Source organism: Mycolicibacterium novocastrense (assembly GCF_001570485.1).
Classification (GTDB): Bacteria; Actinomycetota; Actinomycetes; order Mycobacteriales; family Mycobacteriaceae; genus Mycobacterium; species Mycobacterium novocastrense.
Window position 1 is genome coordinate 17,514 of record NZ_BCTA01000021.1, and the last position, 16,770, is coordinate 34,283.

At 65.8% G+C, this 16,770-nt stretch carries 18 protein-coding genes and 1 pseudogene; 4 read left to right on the forward strand and 15 right to left on the reverse strand.

The window, feature by feature from the left end; all coding sequences use genetic code 11:
- Nucleotides 1-81: 81 nt before the first annotated feature.
- From RMCN_RS06230 to RMCN_RS06260, 7 genes are all read right to left on the reverse strand, one after another.
- On the reverse strand, nucleotides 82-1,491 hold the full coding sequence (locus RMCN_RS06230; protein ID WP_067387873.1) for an IS1380 family transposase: 1,410 nt from the start codon (nucleotides 1,489-1,491) through the stop codon (nucleotides 82-84).
- A gap of 332 nt (nucleotides 1,492-1,823) precedes the next feature.
- A complete protein-coding gene (locus RMCN_RS06235; protein ID WP_064350704.1) occupies nucleotides 1,824-2,081 on the reverse strand; it encodes an acyl carrier protein in 258 nt (85 codons plus the stop codon).
- Nucleotides 2,082-2,086: 5 nt separating this feature from the next.
- The gene (locus tag RMCN_RS06240; RefSeq protein WP_067387874.1) at nucleotides 2,087-3,367 is read right to left on the reverse strand and encodes a dihydrolipoamide acetyltransferase family protein; all 1,281 of its coding nucleotides are present in this window, start codon (nucleotides 3,365-3,367) and stop codon (nucleotides 2,087-2,089) included.
- Complete coding sequence (locus RMCN_RS06245; RefSeq protein ID WP_064350541.1) at nucleotides 3,364-4,341, reverse strand: alpha-ketoacid dehydrogenase subunit beta; 978 nt, start codon at nucleotides 4,339-4,341, stop codon at nucleotides 3,364-3,366. Before RMCN_RS06245 ends, RMCN_RS06240 begins: the two co-directional genes overlap by 4 nt.
- Nucleotides 4,338-5,312: a pyruvate dehydrogenase (acetyl-transferring) E1 component subunit alpha gene (gene pdhA, locus RMCN_RS06250; RefSeq protein WP_067387875.1), complete on the reverse strand. Its 975-nt coding sequence runs from the start codon at nucleotides 5,310-5,312 to the stop codon at nucleotides 4,338-4,340. Before pdhA ends, RMCN_RS06245 begins: the two co-directional genes overlap by 4 nt.
- Complete coding sequence (acsA, locus tag RMCN_RS06255; protein ID WP_067387876.1) at nucleotides 5,309-7,096, reverse strand: acetate--CoA ligase; 1,788 nt, start codon at nucleotides 7,094-7,096, stop codon at nucleotides 5,309-5,311. The genes pdhA and acsA overlap by 4 nt, the downstream gene beginning before the upstream one ends.
- 8 nt (nucleotides 7,097-7,104) lie before the next feature.
- Complete coding sequence (locus tag RMCN_RS06260) at nucleotides 7,105-7,359, reverse strand: hypothetical protein (RefSeq protein WP_082691153.1); 255 nt, start codon at nucleotides 7,357-7,359, stop codon at nucleotides 7,105-7,107.
- A gap of 184 nt (nucleotides 7,360-7,543) precedes the next feature.
- Here RMCN_RS06260 and RMCN_RS06265 point away from each other — a divergent pair, with 184 nt between their 5' ends.
- Nucleotides 7,544-7,948, forward strand: coding sequence for a nitroreductase family deazaflavin-dependent oxidoreductase (locus RMCN_RS06265; protein WP_067387877.1), 405 nt, complete (start codon nucleotides 7,544-7,546; stop codon nucleotides 7,946-7,948).
- A 317-nt stretch (nucleotides 7,949-8,265) separates the two neighbouring features.
- Complete coding sequence (locus tag RMCN_RS06270; RefSeq protein WP_084377214.1) at nucleotides 8,266-8,589, forward strand: hypothetical protein; 324 nt, start codon at nucleotides 8,266-8,268, stop codon at nucleotides 8,587-8,589.
- 42 nt (nucleotides 8,590-8,631) lie between these two features.
- On the opposite strand, the gene RMCN_RS06275 is transcribed toward RMCN_RS06270, so the two are convergent.
- The 3 genes from RMCN_RS06275 to RMCN_RS06285 are packed head-to-tail and all read right to left on the reverse strand — an operon-like array spanning nucleotide 8,632 to nucleotide 11,116.
- Nucleotides 8,632-9,906, reverse strand: coding sequence for an NRAMP family divalent metal transporter (locus RMCN_RS06275; protein WP_234787591.1), 1,275 nt, complete (start codon nucleotides 9,904-9,906; stop codon nucleotides 8,632-8,634).
- Complete coding sequence (locus RMCN_RS06280) at nucleotides 9,876-10,709, reverse strand: magnesium transporter MgtE N-terminal domain-containing protein (protein ID WP_067387879.1); 834 nt, start codon at nucleotides 10,707-10,709, stop codon at nucleotides 9,876-9,878. The genes RMCN_RS06275 and RMCN_RS06280 overlap by 31 nt, the downstream gene beginning before the upstream one ends.
- Before the next feature lie 38 nt (nucleotides 10,710-10,747).
- The gene (locus RMCN_RS06285) at nucleotides 10,748-11,116 is read right to left on the reverse strand and encodes a SpoIIAA family protein (protein WP_067387880.1); all 369 of its coding nucleotides are present in this window, start codon (nucleotides 11,114-11,116) and stop codon (nucleotides 10,748-10,750) included.
- Nucleotides 11,117-11,470: 354 nt separating this feature from the next.
- Between RMCN_RS06285 and RMCN_RS31390 the strand changes: the two are divergent.
- A pseudogene (locus RMCN_RS31390) lies at nucleotides 11,471-11,656 on the forward strand (hypothetical protein); the annotation flags it as partial.
- Nucleotides 11,657-11,699: 43 nt separating this feature from the next.
- Here the strand turns inward: RMCN_RS31390 and RMCN_RS06295 are convergent.
- From RMCN_RS06295 to RMCN_RS06315, 5 genes are read right to left on the reverse strand one after another with little or no spacing between them, the layout of a single operon-like run.
- Entirely contained in the window at nucleotides 11,700-12,152 is a 453-nt protein-coding gene (locus tag RMCN_RS06295; protein ID WP_067387882.1) for a hydrogenase maturation protease, read from the reverse strand.
- Nucleotides 12,149-13,441 carry a Ni/Fe hydrogenase subunit alpha gene (locus RMCN_RS06300; RefSeq protein WP_067387883.1) on the reverse strand — a complete coding sequence of 431 codons (1,293 nt, stop codon included), beginning with the start codon at nucleotides 13,439-13,441 and terminating at the stop codon, nucleotides 12,149-12,151. The genes RMCN_RS06295 and RMCN_RS06300 overlap by 4 nt, the downstream gene beginning before the upstream one ends.
- Nucleotides 13,438-14,196 (reverse strand): NADH-quinone oxidoreductase subunit B family protein, encoded by a 759-nt coding sequence (locus RMCN_RS06305; protein ID WP_067387884.1) that lies wholly within the window; start codon nucleotides 14,194-14,196, stop codon nucleotides 13,438-13,440. The genes RMCN_RS06300 and RMCN_RS06305 overlap by 4 nt, the downstream gene beginning before the upstream one ends.
- Nucleotides 14,197-15,051 (reverse strand): FAD/NAD(P)-binding protein, encoded by an 855-nt coding sequence (locus RMCN_RS06310; RefSeq protein WP_067387885.1) that lies wholly within the window; start codon nucleotides 15,049-15,051, stop codon nucleotides 14,197-14,199.
- Entirely contained in the window at nucleotides 15,044-16,144 is a 1,101-nt protein-coding gene (locus tag RMCN_RS06315) for a 4Fe-4S dicluster domain-containing protein (protein WP_067387886.1), read from the reverse strand. The genes RMCN_RS06310 and RMCN_RS06315 overlap by 8 nt, the downstream gene beginning before the upstream one ends.
- A gap of 108 nt (nucleotides 16,145-16,252) precedes the next feature.
- Between RMCN_RS06315 and RMCN_RS06320 the strand changes: the two genes are divergently transcribed.
- On the forward strand, nucleotides 16,253-16,687 hold the full coding sequence (locus tag RMCN_RS06320; RefSeq protein ID WP_067387887.1) for a pyridoxamine 5'-phosphate oxidase family protein: 435 nt from the start codon (nucleotides 16,253-16,255) through the stop codon (nucleotides 16,685-16,687).
- The last annotated feature ends 83 nt before the right edge of the window (nucleotides 16,688-16,770 follow it).

Genomic DNA, 16,770 nt, shown 5'->3' on the forward strand with positions numbered 1-16,770 from the left:
GCTTGGTGGTCCCGTGTCGCCGGGTGGGCGGGCTTTCCCAGGGCCAGTGGGTCTTTCGTGGTTGGTCGGATGGGCTTTCGGTCAGTCGAAGGCAGTGCGGATGGTCTGCCAGGCGGTCGCGATGATCGCCGCCCAGCGCCAGGTGGCGTCGATGCGTAGTCGCAGTTGGCGGGCGCCGCGGGTGACGCGGGCGGCCACGTGCAGGACCCGGTAGCGGAAGGTGGCGATCTCGGCGCGGCCGAGTTCGGGATGGTTGATGAATCCGATCAGTCGGGCCCAGGTGACCAGGTCGACGGCGGCGAGGGTGATTTCGAGCCAGGCGGCGTTGGCGTCGAACGCGTGGCACGGCAGGTTGCGCAGGCCGGTGTTCTTGAGTTCGCGGATGCGGTCTTCGACGCGGGCGTGTTGGCGATGCCGTAGTTCCAGGCCGGCGACTTGTCCGGGCACCACCCCTGTGGGGGTGTCGGTGATGAACGCGGTCACTCGTAGACCGTCGGCATCGGTGAACCGTAACTGGGCTCCGGGGTGGGGTCTTTCTTTGCGCAGAATCAACCGGGTGCCCGGCGGCCAGGTGGACAGGTTGACCAGGTCGGTGGCTTCGGCCACCCAGGCGCCGTCACGGATACCGCCGTCGGTGTCGATCGCCGGATACCAGGCGTTACCGATGTTGAGGGTGTCCACGGCGTCTTGGACCCGCCAATCCACGGGGAACCCGAAGGAGAACCCGACCCCGGCGGTGCGGCAGGTCTGGGCGAAGTCGTGGGTGGCCCCGGCGGTGTCGCAGCGCACCAATACCTTCGGCGCATCCGAATCATCACCATCTCGCTTCGGGTCGGGGCGCCATGCCGCCGGCAGTGCTGCCAGCGCCTGGTCCAAGACGGTGATGTGGTCAGCAGCGGTGTTGGAGCCGGCACGCCCGGTGCGCAGGAGCCCGGCCAACGCTTCACCACCGGCGATCTCAGGGCGGTCCAGGAACGCCAGCAGCGGGTGCAGGCCGAACGACCTCTTCCACGTCGGCGTCGCCAGTTCCTTGGCATCGGAGTGATCGATTACCAGGGTCGCGTCGATGTCGATGTGCAACCACTGCCCGACAGTGGGCGCGGCTCCGGCGGCCCACGCCGCGGCTCTGGCGACACTGCGGGCGGCGCGGATCCCCGGCAGGTGGGCAGCATCGATGCGTTCATCGACCAGCCGCCACATCGTGGTCGTGGAAGCCTTCGCGCCGAACACGTGCTCACGGTCACCGCACAGCTGTCCGACCCCGTCGATGCAGTCCGCGCCGTCAGCGACCGCAGCCGCCAGATCAGCGAACACCTCACCGGGGGCATACACCCACGGGCCGCGGTAGGTGTCGGCCAACGTCGCGGTGACCTGCGCTGATAACCCGGTCCGGTCGGCGAGCTCGCGCAGCATGCCCATCCCGGCATGCGACACGACACCATGACCGTCGGCCGACACTTTCACCCGCGACCCGACCGCGATATTCTTCACCTGCGAGGTGCCTTCCCCTGGAACGATTGAACCGTAGACAAGTCCAATTATTCCTTGCAGGACAGGCACTTTCGCGTATCTACACCCCGAAACTCACAACATTGCGCGAAAAATCTGGGCTAGGGCGGTCGGCCAGTCCATGGGGATCTCCTTTGCATCAGAGGAAGGCTCACCTGACGGTAGGGCCGACGCTGTCCGGCTCACGAGGGCCGTTGGTCCTCAGCGGCGGGTGCCAGTGGTCCCCGCGCCGACGGGCTCGGTGACAGGCGTAGGGCTCTGGGTGCGTTCTCTGCGCGACCATCGGTGCCAGGAGTGTGCGTGTCGACGCGCCGTCAACTGGTCTGCGTTGCACGAGCCTCGACGTACTGCACCACATCATCGAGCGTCCGCAGGGACTGATAGTCCTTCTCCGGGATGTCGACGTTGAATCGTTTGTGGATGCGCTGCAGGAAGTTCAGCCAATCCATGGAATCGAGGTCGACCTGATCACGTAGCAGGACGGTGTCTTCGATCTCGTCGGCGTCCACTTCCGGTGCGATCGTGGTCAATTCGGACAACACCGTGGTACGGACATCGTCGGTAACAGGCATGGTGATCACTTCTCCAGGAGGTCGGGTTGTTGAAGCACTTCGTCGACAGCGGCGAGGAACAACGCGCCGCGGTGTCCGTCGCTGGCGCGGTGGTCGGCAGCCAGCGAAGCCTGCACGGTGGTGGCGATACGGATGGCGCCGTCCGCGGCGCATACGCGTTGCGCGGGTTTACCGAAGCCCACCATGGCGACCTGCTGCGGATAGATCACCCCGAACACCGAATCGACGCCTTGGTCGCCGAGGTTGGTGACCGTGATGGTCGGATCCGACATCTCCGAACTGCGCAATGAGAACGCCCTGGCGCGAGCGACCAGATCGGTGAGGTTGGCCATCAGCTCGTCGAGTTTCTTGTCGGGGACGTCGTGAATCGCCGGCGCCACCAGACCGCCGCCCCGCAGCGATATCGCCACGCCGACGTGCACCGCCGCTGCGGGTTCGAAACTGTCGTTGCGCCAGAACCCGTTGAACTCACCGAACCGCTGGGCGGCCAACGCGACCGCCTTGATTTGAAGGACCGCGGGAAGCACACGTTCGGTGATGGAGCGCTCGGCGTTACGCTCGGCCAGCCAGCCCAGGGCCTTGTCGAGGACGATCTCGTGAGCCAGGTAGTAGTGCGGTATCTCGCGTTTCGACCGGCTCATCGCCGCGGCGATCGAGCGGCGCATCTCCGCTCCCCGCTTGGCCGCCAGCTCCTTCGGCGACAACGCTTGCGCGGCAGGGGCCGTGGTCGCCGCGGGCGCCGGGGCTTGCGTCGTCCTCGTATGCGCCGCGGCGTGTTCGACGTCGTTGAGCGTTACGGCGCCCTGCGGTCCCGTGCCGGTCACCGCCTCGACGTCGACCCCCATCGACTGCGCGAGGCGGCGGGCAGCGGGGGAGACCCAGCGCCGGTGGTGCTCGGGCGCCGTGACGACGGGTGGGACCGGCGGGGATGCCACCGGCGCGGGCGCCACGACAGGCCGAACCTGCGCGACGGGTGGAACTTCCACGACGGGCGGAACTTCCGCGACGGCTGCCACCGGCTCGGCTACCGGTACCGGTTCGGCGGCTTCGCCCGGTTCGGCCAAGCGCGCCAACGGCGCTCCCACCTGAACCGTCGTACCGACCGGCACCAGGAGTTCGACGACGGTGCCCTCCTGCCAGCACTCCACCTCGACGGCGGCCTTGGTGGTCTCCACCACGGCCACGATCTGCCCGCGGGTCACCGCGTCGCCGGGCTTGACCAACCACTCGTCGAGCTTGCCCTCATCCATGTCGGCGCCCAGCGCGGGCATCGTGAACTCGATCATCGGCGGTCACCGAACATACTGCGAACCGCTTCGGCGATCTTCTCCGGTTGCGGCAGCGCCGCTTGCTCAAGGTGCTTGGCGTAGGGAATGGGTACTTCTTCTGTGCAGACGCGGGCGATCGGTGCGTCGAGGTCGTAGAACGCGTTCTCCACGATGCGCGCGCTGATCTCGCCGGCCAGGCTGCCGGTACGCCAGCCTTCGTCGACCACCACCGCCCGGTGTGTCTTGAGCACCGACTCGAGAAGCGTCGCGTCGTCGAGGGGCCGCAGCACCCGTAGATCGACGACCTCGCAGTCGATTCCGGACAGCGACAGCTCGTTGGCGGCGTCGAGAGCTTTGGGCAGGCTGCCACCGTAGGTGATCACCGTGACGTCCTTGCCTACGCGCCGCACCGCTGCCCGCTCGATGTCCGTCGGTACCAGCGCGTCGACGTCGGTCGAGGTGTTGTACAACTGCACGTGCTCGAAGATGACGACCGGATCCGGATCGGCCAGCGCGGTGGGCAGCATCCCGTAGGCGTCGGCCACCGTGGCCGGCGCCACCACCTTGATTCCGGGGATATGGGCATACCACCCCTCGAGGCTGTGCGAATGTTGGGCTGCCAGTTGGCGTCCGGCGCCGGTGGCCATGCGGACCACCAGCGGCACCGAGAACTGACCGCCGGACATGTGGCGCAGCGCCGCGGCGGTGTTGACGATCTGGTCGAGCGCCAGCAGGCTGAAGTTGACCGTCATCACCTCGACTATCGGTCGCAAACCGCCTAGCGCAGCGCCGATTCCCACACCGACGAAACCGAGTTCGGAGAGTGGAGTGTCGCGGATGCGGTCCGGCCCGAACTCCTCGAGCAATCCCTTGGACGCGGCGTAGGTGCCGCCGTAAGCGCCGACGTCCTCGCCCATCAGCAAGACGCGTGAGTCGGCGAGCATCGCGTCGCGGATCGAATCGTGCACCGCGGTGCGGTAGGCCGTCTTCATGGCCGACTCCCCGCAGGAGTGAGCACATCGCGGGTCAGGTCGGAGACGTCCTCCCACGTGCCGGCCTCGGCGTAGTCGACCGCTTCGGCCAGTTCGGTTTCGGCGGCGGCACGCATGGATGCGACGTCGTCATCGGTCAAGAGTCCCTCTGCCAGGCATCTTTCGGTGAAGGTGCGGACGGGGTCGCGTTCCTTCCAGTGTTCGACCTCGCTCTTCTCCCGGTACAGTTCGGGGTCGAACATCGAGTGCGGGCGGAACCGGTACGTGAGGAACTCTAGGAAGAACGGCCCCGCGCCACTGCGCACGTGGTAGGCCCCTTCCTGAGCGGCGGCGTGACAGGCCAGCACGTCCATCCCGTCCACCGCGAGTGCCGGTATCCGGTACGACGCCGCCTTCGCGGTCATGTCGGTCTGCGACTGCTCCACCGCGATTGACGTCCCCATCGCGTAGAGGTTGTTCTCGCAACAGAACAGCACCGGTAGCTGCCACAGCTCGGCGAGGTTCAGCGATTCGTGGAAGGCCCCCTCGGCGACGGCGCCCTCGCCGAAATAGCATGCGGTGACCCGATTTCGCCCCAGCTGCTTGTCTGCCAGCGCCAGACCCACGGCCAGCGGCAGACCACCGGCGACGATCGCATTCCCGCCGTAGAACCTCACGTCCGCATCGAACAGATGCATGGAGCCGCCTCGTCCGCGAGAGCAACCTTCCTGCTTGCCGAACATCTCGGCCATGATCTTCGGCATCGGCACGCCGCGCAGCAGTGCGTGAGCGTGGTCGCGATAGGTGGCCACCACGGCGTCCTCGGGTTCGAGCACCCGAAGCGAGCCCGCGGCCACCGCCTCCTCACCGACGTACAAGTGCAAGAAGCCACGAATCTTGGCCGCGCTGTACAGCTCTGCGCACTTCTCCTCCATCAGCCGCACCCGCACCATGTCGCTGAGCAGGGCGCGTGCCAATTCCTGGTCCGTCATGGTGAGACCTCCTGATGCTGGGGTGTTTCGACAGTGGAGGTGTCGCCCTCGGGTAATCCGAGTTCGCGCGCCTTGAGCAGTCGGCGCATGATCTTGCCGCTGCGTGTGTGCGGCAGGCTCTCGACGAATTCGATTTCCTTCGGTGCGACCGCGGCACCGAGGCGTCTGCGGGCCTGACCGGTCAGCTGTGCACGCAGCTCGTCGGTCGGCTCGAAGCCATCCTTGAGCGTGACGAAGGCTTTCACCAGTTCCCCGACCGTGGGGTCTGGCTTGCCGATCACTGCGGCCTCGGCGACGGCCGGGTGATCGGTCAGCGCGTTCTCCACCTCGAACGGGCCGATCAGGTGGCCCGCGGACTTGATCACGTCGTCGGCGCGGCCGACGAACCAGAAGTATCCGTCGCGGTCACGCTTGACCAGATCGCCCGACATGTACAGGCCGTTGGCAAAGCTCTTGTGATACCGCTCTTCTTGATGGAGGTACTCACGAAACATCGACGGCCAGCCGGGTTTGAGGGCGAGTTCCCCCTCGATGTCGGGTTGGTCGATAACCGACACCGAGCCGTCGTCGTTGCGACGCACCACAAAGGCGTCCACACCGGGCAGGGGGCGACCCATCGATCCAGGCTTGATGTCGAAGGCCGGCGTGTTGGCGATCATGATCCCACCGGTCTCCGTCTGCCACCAGTTGTCGTGGATGGGCAGACCCAACACGCGCTTGCCCCACCAGACCGCCTCGGCGTTCAGCGGTTCACCGACGCTGGCGATGAATCGCAGCCGGGGAAAGTGGTATTGCGCAGCGACTTCCGGGCCCGCCTTGATCAGCATGCGGATGGCCGTCGGCGCGGTGTACCAGACGGTGACGCCCTCATCTTGGAGGATGCGATACCAGCGCTGGGCGTCGAACTCGGCTTCGTCGATGATCGAGGTGATCCCGTGTAGCAGCGGTGCGATGATGCCGTAGGAGGTGCCGGTGACCCATCCCGGATCGGCTGTGCACCAATAGATGTCGTCGGGATGAAGGTCAAGGGCGTACAACCCGGTGACATAGTGCATTGTCACCGCGCCGTGCACGTGGCGCGCGCCCTTCGGGGTGCCGGTGGTGCCGCTGGTGAAGTGCAGCAGCGAGGTATCCTCCGCGGTGGTGGGTTCGATCGGGGCGTATTCGGAGGCTTCGTCCATAAGCGGCGCCAGACTGAGCGTGCCGGGTATGGGTTCGGTCTCGGACCCATCGACCAGCAGAATGTGGCGGACCGACGGCAGCTGGTCGCGGATCTTGGCGATCTTGCGCTTGTAGAGCGCCGTCGTCGTCACCAGGACGGCCGCCTCGCCGATGGTGACGCGGGTGGCGATGGGCTCCGGACCGAAGGCCGAGAACAGCGGCGAAACCACACTGCCGTTGCGCAGCGCGCCGAGCATCGTGACATACAGCTCCGGAATGCGGCCCATGATCAGAAATACGCGGTCGCCCTTGCCGACGCCCAGCCCCCGCAACACATTGGTGAACCTGCGGGTGCGACGGCCGAGTTCGGCGTAACTGAGGTCCTCGATGACAAGGTTCTCGCTGGGGCCGCTGTCACTGACGAACCGAAGGGCCGTGCGCGAAGCCAGCGGTCCGTCGGCGTGGCGGTCGACCGCTGCATAGGCGATATTGCAGCCGCCGCGCGCCATCCCCTCGCAGGGGTCGGGGACCGCCGACCAGCGGAACGCCGCCCGAGTCTGCTCGTAGTCGGCGTAGTTGGGGCGGACCTTCCAGTCCTCGATGGTCTTTTCGATGACGGTCATGGCAGGACTCACATATCCGGTAGGGAAAGAACACCACTGCGCCTGGCGGGCCCGATGTTCACCATCACCCGCTCCAGCAGTGCGGCGTAGGCCGATCCGTCGACGAGGAAGTCGGCCCCGCCGTGATGCAGAAGGTAGGCGTCGAGGCGGCGGTCGAGCGACCAATCGGAGTAGATCCGACCGGCGAACTCGGATCGAAGGAACCGCCAGGCGATGGTGTCGAGCTCCGCAGTGGTCATATCGGCGCGGTCAGTCGGCACCATCGGCATCCCCAATCCTCGCTGTCGGTTGTCGCATTCATGATCGGCGCGACTGACCGACGGAGATAGAGACGAAAGTCACAAGATCAGCCCCATCGGCCTCCGTCTATGGTTCGTGCCATTTGGCCCTCGGACGTCGGCCGGACGGCCCTATGCGACCAACGAGCCGGTCGTCGAGGATCGCGATATGCCTCCAAACCCAGTCGATCGGGTCAAGGACAAGGTGCGTACGTTCAACAAATACCTGCTGAATCCACTGATGATGCGGTTGGCAGGCCGCAAGCACTGGTATGCCTCCGTCATCCGGCATACCGGCCGCCGATCCGGGCGGCATTACGCCACTCCAGTCGTGGCCGATCAGGTGGACAACGCATTCATTCTTCCGCTGCGGTACGGCACCGACGTCGACTGGTTGCGCAACGTGCAGGCTTGCGGCGAAGCGATCGTGACAAGCGGCGGTCGCAATTACAACGTCGTCGCACCCCGAGTCATCGACGCGCAGACCGCGGGCCGGCTGCTCCCGACCCGGCGTGCACGGGCGTTCGAGCGGTTCGGGATTCACCAGTTCTTGATGTTGGACCGGGTCGGATGATCTCTATGGGCCGCCCACAAGGCGGAATGTCCGAGGAGGCTTGAGAAATGGTGACATGTCCGAACGGCCATCACAATCCGCCGGATTTCGATCTCTGTGGCGAGTGTGGGGCGCCTATAGAAGAGCGGTGGCCGGAGGCGACCGCGTGGTACCGGACGAAATGGGCCCTCTTCGGCGCGGGCGCTGTTGTCGCGCTGATGGTTCTGGCGGCAGTGGTGGCGATAGGTCGCGGAAGTGACCGAGCTCAGCCTGCAGCGACGACACCCACTGAGCGACAGTCGATCTCACAGTGGTGGGAACGTGCGCATACTCCTGTCATGAAGCTACAGGATTCCATCGCCGATGCCCGGCACTCCATGGAGAGCCTGACTCCGATAGGTCTGGAGCAGGCATGCCAACGAATGCACGATCTCGCCGGCGTCAATGTGCACACCTACCTGCCAGCGCCTACCCCCGAACTCACCAGCGAGTTGGCGGCAGCGGCGGAGGACGCTCACGCCGCCGCACACATGTGCCTGTCAGCGGCAGCAGGGTCGCGGAACGCTTATGACGGCGAGTTCAAATCGAGCATCGAACAAGCCGAACGTCAGCTGGTCCACGCACAGGAACTCGTCAATGTGGCATTGCTCCACGATCAGTGATCGACTTCCGGTCCCTGACCTCCGGTCCTGGCGTCCTGGCTCTCAGTCCCAGCCGGCGGTCACCGCCAGCGCAACCACACACATCAGCACGACGGCCGCGGTGACGCCGTAGGTCACCGTAGCCCTTGTGCTCAACTGAAATTCGCCCATCAAGTCAGCGTCACGCGCGACACCGATGATCACGCCCATCAAAGGGATGAGCAGAATCGCATTGAGAACCTGAGTGGCAACGAGGATCGTCACCAGCGGCGCACCAGGAACCATGACGACAACCGCGCCGAGCACCGTGACGAGGCCGAATGTGAGATAGAACGTTCTCGCCCTTCGGAAGGGGTCATTCAAGGCGGCCTCGGCCCCGGCGTACTCGCACACCGAATAGGCCGTCGACAACGGCAAAATGGATGCGGCCAGCACAGCGGCGCCGATCAGCCCGATCCCGAACAGGGTCGACGCCAACTCGCCGGCGAGCGGCTGCAATGCAAGGGCGGCATCTGCGGCGTCGGTAATGGAGCGACCATCGCGATACAGGGTTGCCGCGCAGGCCACCACGACGAAAAAGCCGATCACGCCAGTCAGCAGGGCACCGGTCACCACGTCGACGCGTTCTAAGCGCAGATCTTCGACCCGCAGCTTCTTGTCGACGGCATATGACTGGATGAACGACAGTCCCCATGGCGCGAGCGTCGTGCCGACGGTGGCGGTGACGATTGCCAAGGCGTCCCGGTCGGCGGGCATCGTCGGCACCAAGAGCCCGTGTGCCGCGGCCCCCCAGTCGGGATGAGCGAGTATTCCCGAAGCGATGTAGGCGAGAAACACTGTCGACAACAGCAGCAAGAAGTGCTCGACGCGTTGGAAGCTCCCGCGCAGCACCAGGGTCGAGACGAGCAGCGCCGCGACGGGGACACTGATGTATCGGCTGACACCGAATAGCTCGAAACCGGCTGCGATCCCGGCGAACTCGGCGCATGTTGTACCGACGTTGGCGACGACCAGCGTGACGAGTGCCGCGCCGCCGACGCGTACGCCGTAGCGTTGGCGCACCAGGCCGATCAACCCCTGCCCGGTGACCACGCCCATGCGGGCGGCAAGGACGTGGAACATCACCAAGGCGAGGGTGGACAGCAGCAGAACCCAGAGCAGTTGATAACCGTAGTCGGCGCCGAGCACCGAATACGTGGTGATACCGGCAGGGTCATCATCGGACAGACCGGCGAGCAGCCCGGGACCCACCACCGCCACCAGTGCCCCGATCGCCAACCGACGGCGGCGTTTGATCACCGTCACGATCACCGCGCCCCGTGTCGTCGACGTGGCCACACTCCGAAGCGAAGAAAGTGCCTGTTCCTCAACAGGGGCGAGGCAGACAACCGGTCCCTCCACCGGGTGGCGTGGTCGGTCGGCATGGCAGCGACGACGTCGGCGGCCTTACTTTCGGTCAACGCTCGCAAAATCCGTTCCGCGTCAGCCGGGTGGCTGGCTTGGAGGACGTCTGCGGCCACCGCGGCTTCCTTGGTACCGAGGACCTCGGCCGCGGATTCCGTGTCGAGTCGCGCGACGAGTGCCGCCAGCGCGCGCGGATCGAGTAGGTGAATCGCGGACCGGGGTGTTCCGAGCGCAATGGTATGCCCCCGCTCGGACGTCAGGTGTAAGTCCGTCCATGCGACGGCATCGGCAGGGAGGCGTTTCGCCAACCAGCCGAGGCCCAGGCGACGCAACACGGCATCGAATCCCACCTCGACGCCGACGACCTCCAGTCGGCCATCGTGGCGGCGGGCGAGCACCACGTCGGCCACGCGGGTGAGTCGCTGCCCGGTGATATCGACGATCTGTGTATCGAGGACGTCACGCACCAGCATTATCTCGTCATCCGCGAGGCAGCCGGCCGCGACAGACAGTGATTCACCCTCGGCGTTCAGCCGAATGTGTTGCGGGTGAACGAAGTTGACGGCGTGGCACGGGACCAGAACCTGATGCCCTCGCCGTCGGGACAACACGACGTGTTCAGCGAGGGGCAGACCGGCATCACCGTCGGGGCGGGCGGTCACATCGGCGACGCGGCCGATCGTGCGTCCGTCCTGGCCGACAACCTCGCGGCGCACGATTCTGCTGAGCAGCAGCACGTCAGTGGCGCGCCTCGGACAGCATCAAAGACAACGCCTCAGCCCGCGGCCCAGGCCTTGGCCTGCTCCAGTTCGTCGAGACCGAAGAGCGCGATCTCGCCGGGAACCATCCACGCGAGCGCGTGCAGCGTATGGGCCACCCACTCCTTGTCGGTGACCACGGCGATCCTCTTGAAGGCCGAGTGATGACTTATCAAGGCGCCGAATCCCATCTTGACGTCCTCGACCAGCCCGCCAGGGCCAAAACCCTCATAGGTGGGTGCGATGACCTCGACGATCCGCAGCTCGTCGGTCTGCAACTCCTGCTTCAGCGTGGGCTCGAAGGCTCGCAGATCTTCACCACTGAGCCGACCGGACACTTGGAAACCGATCACACCATCGGGCATGTCCGGTAGCACTTCAATCATCGACGATCTCCTCTCGGCGAAGGGACTCGGCACGCACAGATCACAACGCTACGACCAACTGCTGCCCGACGCGGGAATTGGTGGGTTCCGCCGCCACATCGATACCCGCCGACAGAGAAGCCTCGTTGATCGCTGAGAAGCGGCATTCACGCCCTGGCCACCAGCACCGACGATTCCGTGTGGGAAAACCGGTGGCGTCCGTGCGGGCCGAGGAGCCAGTGCACGACCGAGGGCACCTCCGCCATCACCCACCGATGTAATCCCCGCTGGCGGCCGAGTGGGCTGGAGTCGACGAGGGCGAGGCACTCTTCGAGCTCCCGCCGGGTGCGCACGAACGGGATCATCAGGTGCAGGTTCGGGGATTTGCTGAAGTCCGACGTCGACGACATCCAGGGCGGCACGACGTCCGAGGGCGTCCACCTCGCCGCGATGGCGGGCAGGGTGGATTTGATGCAGCGGTGCTTCACGGGCCTGGAATTGAGCGGTAACCGTCTCGTATTGTCGCCGCAGTGGCCGGAGTCGCTGGGGGCGTTAGGCTTTCGCCAGCGGCCGGCACTAGGGCCTATGGGCGTCGACGCGCGATTCACATGTGGTGATCGAGTTCGGCGAGCACCGCCTTCACGACGCCGGGAACGGCGGCCGCGACATCGGACGTCATGCCGACGCCATGGTCGGCGTCGATGATGTCCACGCTGAACCCGATCAGGCGATCGGGTAGCTGCTGCAATGCTTCTCCCAACGTAAACGCTTGAGGCAGCCCGATCGCATGTGAGCTGACGACGCCCGCCGCCCCGTCGTCGCCCGGAGTCCATCGCCGAATTCGACCGGGACTGGACCCGTCGCCCATCGCGGCATCGATGACGATCGCAAGTCCGGCGCCGCTCCACGCGTCGAGGAGGGCGCCAGGCTCACCCGTGCAGACGAGCACCCGCACACCCGGGAGGCTGCGACCGGCGATCTCCTCGGCGACGGCAGGGCCGACTCCATCGTCGCGGCGGAAGCTGTTGCCGATTCCGATCACCACATCGCCGCTCACAACCGGTCGACCGTCAGCGTCAGGAAGTGCGCGGAGCAGGATATGCAGGGGTCGTGGTTGCGAATCGCCCTCTCGCACAGCGTGGTGAGCGCGTCGTCGGCCAACGTGAGGTTTGCGCCGACGAGTTCGGCCATCTCATGTTCGATGGCCGCCTGGTTTTGAGCGGTGGGCGGGACGATCACGGCCGACCGCAGAAGACCGTCCGCACCGACGTCATAGCGGTGATACAGCAGCCCGCGTGGCGCCTCGCTGACACCATGGCCGATCCCATCCCGGGCGGGAACGTCTACGAAGGGGCGGTCGGGCACCCGATACTCGGCGATGATGCGCAGCGCTTCCTCGATCGCATAGACGATTTCGACAGCGCGAACGAGGATGCTGCGGAACGGATTCCGGCAGACCGCGCCCAGTCCTGCTCGGGCCGCCGCCTCACGTGCGAGGGGCGAAAGGGTTTGGGAATTCAACGCGTACCGGGCGAGCGGCCCGGTCAGGTAGCGTGCGCCGTCCAATGTGGCGTGCAGCGCCGTTGACCGCTGCACCTGCGACTCGACGACGTGGTCGCTGAAGTCGCTTATCGCAAACGGTTGCCCGGCGCTTCGTCGAATCGTGCCGTTCTCGATCGGGTAGCGGTCGGGCGCTGTCAGCGCCAGGAACTCGTGGTCGAACTCGGCCTCCGGGAAATCGAATTCACTCACTCGGTCCAGCAACCAGAGTGCGTCGTCCACGGCGCTACGAAGTTGCTCGGCCAGGGGGCCGAGCTCGGCCGGCTTCGGGACCGAGTAGAACCCTCCTAGCCGTACATTGATGGGGTGGATCGCGCGTCCGCCGATCTTCTCCATCAGCCGGTTCCCGACCTTTTTCAACGCCAGCCCGCGCTCGATGAACTCCGGATGGTCCCGAGCGAGGCTGATCCCGTCGGGATAGCCGAGGGAGTCCGGCGCGTGCAGCAGCACGATGTGCAGGGCGTGGCTGTGAATCCATTCCCCGCAGTAGAGAAGTCGTCGCAACGCCACCAGTTCCGGATCGACGGTCACCGCGCACGCGTCTTCGATGGCGTTGCAGGCGCTCACCTGGTAGGCGACCGGGCAGATGCCGCAGACCCTGGCTGTGATGTCGGGTGGTTCGGTATAGGCGCGACCGCGCAGGAACGCCTCGAAGAACCGGGGTGGTTCGTAGATGTTCAACTCGACGGTGTCGACGACCCCGTCACGCAGCGTGACGTGCAGGGCGCCTTCCCCCTCCACCCGCGTCAACGCCCCGACGCTCAACGTTCGGATCTCTTCGCTCACCGGTCGTTCCGTTCGTGGTCGAAGTTGACCGCGTTGAACGTCGCGAAGACGCGGTCGACACCGCCGGCGGACATTCCATCCCGGCGCAGCACCGGAATGAGCGCGGCGGTGTTGGGAGTGGTGGCGGGCCCGAAGCATCCGTAGCAGCCGCGCCGATACGTGGGACACAGTGCACCGCAACCCGCGTGGGTGACCGGTCCCAGGCACGGGGTTCCGTCGGCAACCACGACGCACGTCACGCCGCGGTTCTTGCACTCCGTACAAACCGTTTTCGCCGGCAACCGCGGTTTGCGTCCCACCAGGAGTGCCGCCAGGGTGTCGAGCAGTTGCCCGCGGTCGATCGGGCAGCCCTGAATCTGGTAGTCGACCGCGACGTGCGCCGAGGCCGGCGTCGAGGTCGCGAGAGTGTCGATGTATTCCGGTTTGGCGTAGACGACCGAGGCGAACTCCCTGACGTCAGCGAAGTTTCGCAGGGCCTGCACCCCGCCTGCCGTGGCACACGCGCCGATCGTGACGAGCACTCCTGATTGCTCCCGGATCTCCTTGATACGACGCTCATCGGCCGCCGTCGTGATCGAGCCCTCCACCAGCGATACGTCGTACGGGCCGGCGACGGTGGCGCTCGATGCCTCGAGGAACGTGGCGATCTGCACCTGGTCGGCCAGCGCCAGCAGTTCGTCCTCACAGTCCAACAGGGTCAGTTGGCAGCCATCGCAGGACGCGAACTTCCACACGGCTAGTTTCGGTGTTCGCACCTACAACTCCTTCACGCTGAGCAGGGCCTCGGCGACGTCGTAGCCCACCACCGGTCCGTCCCGACACAACAGCAGGGGACCGAGCTGGCAGTGTCCGCACCATCCGACTCCGCATTGCATGTTCCGTTCCAGCGATACCTGGATCTTGTTTGCAGGCAGGCCTTTTCGAAGCAGCTCGACGGCGCTGTTGTGCATCATTCCCTCTGGGCCGCACAGGAACGCGGTGGTGCGATCGGGCCGCATCGGTGTCCGCCGCAACGGCTCGGTGACGAAGCCGACCTCCCCGGGCCACCCCTGTATCGGTACGTCGACGGTCATGTGCACCTCGATCACGCCGCTGCGCGACCAGTCGGCGAGCTCGTGAGCGAAGAGAAAGTCTTCGCGCGAACGAGCGCCCGCGATGAGGGTCACTCGACCGTATGAGTCGCGATCGGCCAGAGCGGCCAGGACGACGGGCCGAAGCGGCGCCAGGCCGACGCCGCCCGCGACGATCACCACGTCGTCTCCTATCGCGTCGGGCAGCGTCCAGCCGGTGCCGAACGGCCCGCGCATGCCGATCACGCCGCCGGGCGCGGTGCCGTGAAGTGCGCGGCTCACGGCGCCGACCGACCGAATGGTGTGGTGGATGGCCTCGCCGCCGGGTTCTGGCACGCCGCTCACGGATATCGCGATTTCGCCGATGCCGAAGGCGTACATCATCATGAACTCGCCGGGTCGGGGCGTCGGTAGCGGTTCGTGCACCGGTTGCAGGCACAGCGTCGCCGAATCGCGATTCTCCTCGGTTCGGCGGTGTACCCGGTACGGCACCGGTGTCATCGCCGACGACGGCGCCTGTGGCGCTGCGGTTTCAGTCATCACCGGCGTCGGACTGCCGGGCGGCCAGGTTGTGCATCTCCTCGGTGATGTCGATCCCGGTGGGGCACCAGGCGATGCATCGCCCGCAACCGACGCAACCAGAACTGCCGAACTGGTCATGCCAGGTGCCGAGCTTGTGGGTAATCCAATGGCGGTATCGCGAGGCGCCCGATTGCCGAATGCTCCCTTCATGAATGAACGTGAAGTCGAACTCGAAGCACGACGCCCACTGCATCCATCGTTCGGCGTGCTGCCCCGTGAGATCGGTGGTGTCCTCGACGGTGGTGCAGAAACACGTGGGGCAGACCATCGTGCAGTTCCCACACGTCAGGCAGCGACTGGCCACCTCATCCCACTGCGGCGATTCGCGTGAGTCGATCAGCAGCTCGCGCAGATCGGCGGTAGGCATCTGACGGCGCATCTTGCCGGCCGCGTCGGCGACATCGCCGCGAGCGGAGTCGATCTCGTCGGGGGTGGCGTCGCGGTGCGGTAGCGCTGCCAGCACGTCGGCGCCGGCGTCGCTTCCGACGTCGACCAGGTAGCTGTGTTGGCTGCCGTCGATGCGTTCGGTGAGTGCGAGATCGTAGCCGGGCCCGACTTCGGGTCCGGTGCCCATCGACGCGCAGAAGCACAGGTCGCCGGGTTCGGTGCAGTTGACGGCCACGACGAAGATCCGCGCCAATCGACCGACGAACCCCTGGTCCGGATGACTACCGGCGCCGAGTACGCCGTTGAGGATGGCGATGGCCGACAGATCGCAGGCCCGCACACCGAGGAACGCGTACCTCGGATTCTCTTCGGACGTCATGCCTTCGGAGGACCACAGCTGCTGCCGAGGTGGATGAAGGAACTGCTTCCAGGATTGCGGTCCGGCCGAATGGCCGAACAATGCGCCGTCGTCGCGTCTGCGCAACCTGTAATGGCCGGGTCCGGTGTCCACGCCCCAGCCCCGGGGCAGATCGTCGGCGGAGGCCAATTCGGCCAGGACGATCGCATTCTCGGACCGAGTGGGTCCGACGACCCGGTAACCACGCTGCTGGAGCGTGGTGATCAGTTCCCCCATGGCGGCGGCCTCGATCACGGCGCTGCTCATGGGGTCTATCGTCCTGCTAAGCGCCGCCGAATGCAGGGCCTTTAGGGCACGAGTTGGAGGGACTTTCGGCAGCGTTGCCGGCCACGTCGTTTCCGTACCGTCGTAGCCATGTCCACACCGACGCAACCGATCGAGATCCTTTCCGAGAGCGAATGCTGGAAACTGATGTCGGCCGCCTCCCTCGGGCGCCTCGTCACCAGCGTCGGCGGCGAGCCGGAGATCTTTCCGGTCAACTTCGTCGTCCAGAACCGAACCGTGCTGTTCCGCACGGCCGAGGGTACGAAGTTGAGCAGCGCGGTGATCAACAAGAACGTGCTGTTCGAGGCCGACGGCCACAACGCCGTCGAGGGTTGGAGCGTGGTGATCAGGGGTTTGGCCCGGACCCTTCGCACCGATGAGGAGACCGATGAGGCCGAACGGGCGCAGCTGCTTCCGTGGACGGCCACGGTGAAACCCCATTACGTGCGCATCCGTCCGCTGCGTGTGACGGGCCGTCGGTTTTTCTTCGGCTCGGAGCCCGATCGCGAGTTCACGATCGCCTGAGGTCCGATTTTGACATGCGAGGTCGACTGCGGAACGGAGAAGCGCAATGCAACCTGCACGGGAAGCGGCCGGCAACGCCCCGC

What these genes read in the sequence shown, in the direction of transcription:
- RMCN_RS06315 (WP_067387886.1), bottom strand. Translation starts at nt 16,144, where the DNA reads ATGAGCAGCGCCGTGATCGAGGCCGCCGCCATGGGGGAACTGATCACC.
- RMCN_RS06260 (WP_082691153.1), bottom strand. Translation starts at nt 7,359, where the DNA reads ATGGTGCCGACTGACCGCGCCGATATGACCACTGCGGAGCTCGACACC.
- RMCN_RS06320 (WP_067387887.1), top strand. Translation starts at nt 16,253, where the DNA reads ATGTCCACACCGACGCAACCGATCGAGATCCTTTCCGAGAGCGAATGC.
- acsA (WP_067387876.1), bottom strand. Translation starts at nt 7,096, where the DNA reads ATGACCGTCATCGAAAAGACCATCGAGGACTGGAAGGTCCGCCCCAAC.
- RMCN_RS06285 (WP_067387880.1), bottom strand. Translation starts at nt 11,116, where the DNA reads ATGATTGAAGTGCTACCGGACATGCCCGATGGTGTGATCGGTTTCCAA.
- RMCN_RS06235 (WP_064350704.1), bottom strand. Translation starts at nt 2,081, where the DNA reads ATGCCTGTTACCGACGATGTCCGTACCACGGTGTTGTCCGAATTGACC.
- RMCN_RS06270 (WP_084377214.1), top strand. Translation starts at nt 8,266, where the DNA reads ATGAAGCTACAGGATTCCATCGCCGATGCCCGGCACTCCATGGAGAGC.
- RMCN_RS06310 (WP_067387885.1), bottom strand. Translation starts at nt 15,051, where the DNA reads ATGACTGAAACCGCAGCGCCACAGGCGCCGTCGTCGGCGATGACACCG.
- RMCN_RS06240 (WP_067387874.1), bottom strand. Translation starts at nt 3,367, where the DNA reads ATGATCGAGTTCACGATGCCCGCGCTGGGCGCCGACATGGATGAGGGC.
- RMCN_RS06265 (WP_067387877.1), top strand. Translation starts at nt 7,544, where the DNA reads ATGCCTCCAAACCCAGTCGATCGGGTCAAGGACAAGGTGCGTACGTTC.
- pdhA (WP_067387875.1), bottom strand. Translation starts at nt 5,312, where the DNA reads ATGACGGACCAGGAATTGGCACGCGCCCTGCTCAGCGACATGGTGCGG.
- RMCN_RS06245 (WP_064350541.1), bottom strand. Translation starts at nt 4,341, where the DNA reads ATGAAGACGGCCTACCGCACCGCGGTGCACGATTCGATCCGCGACGCG.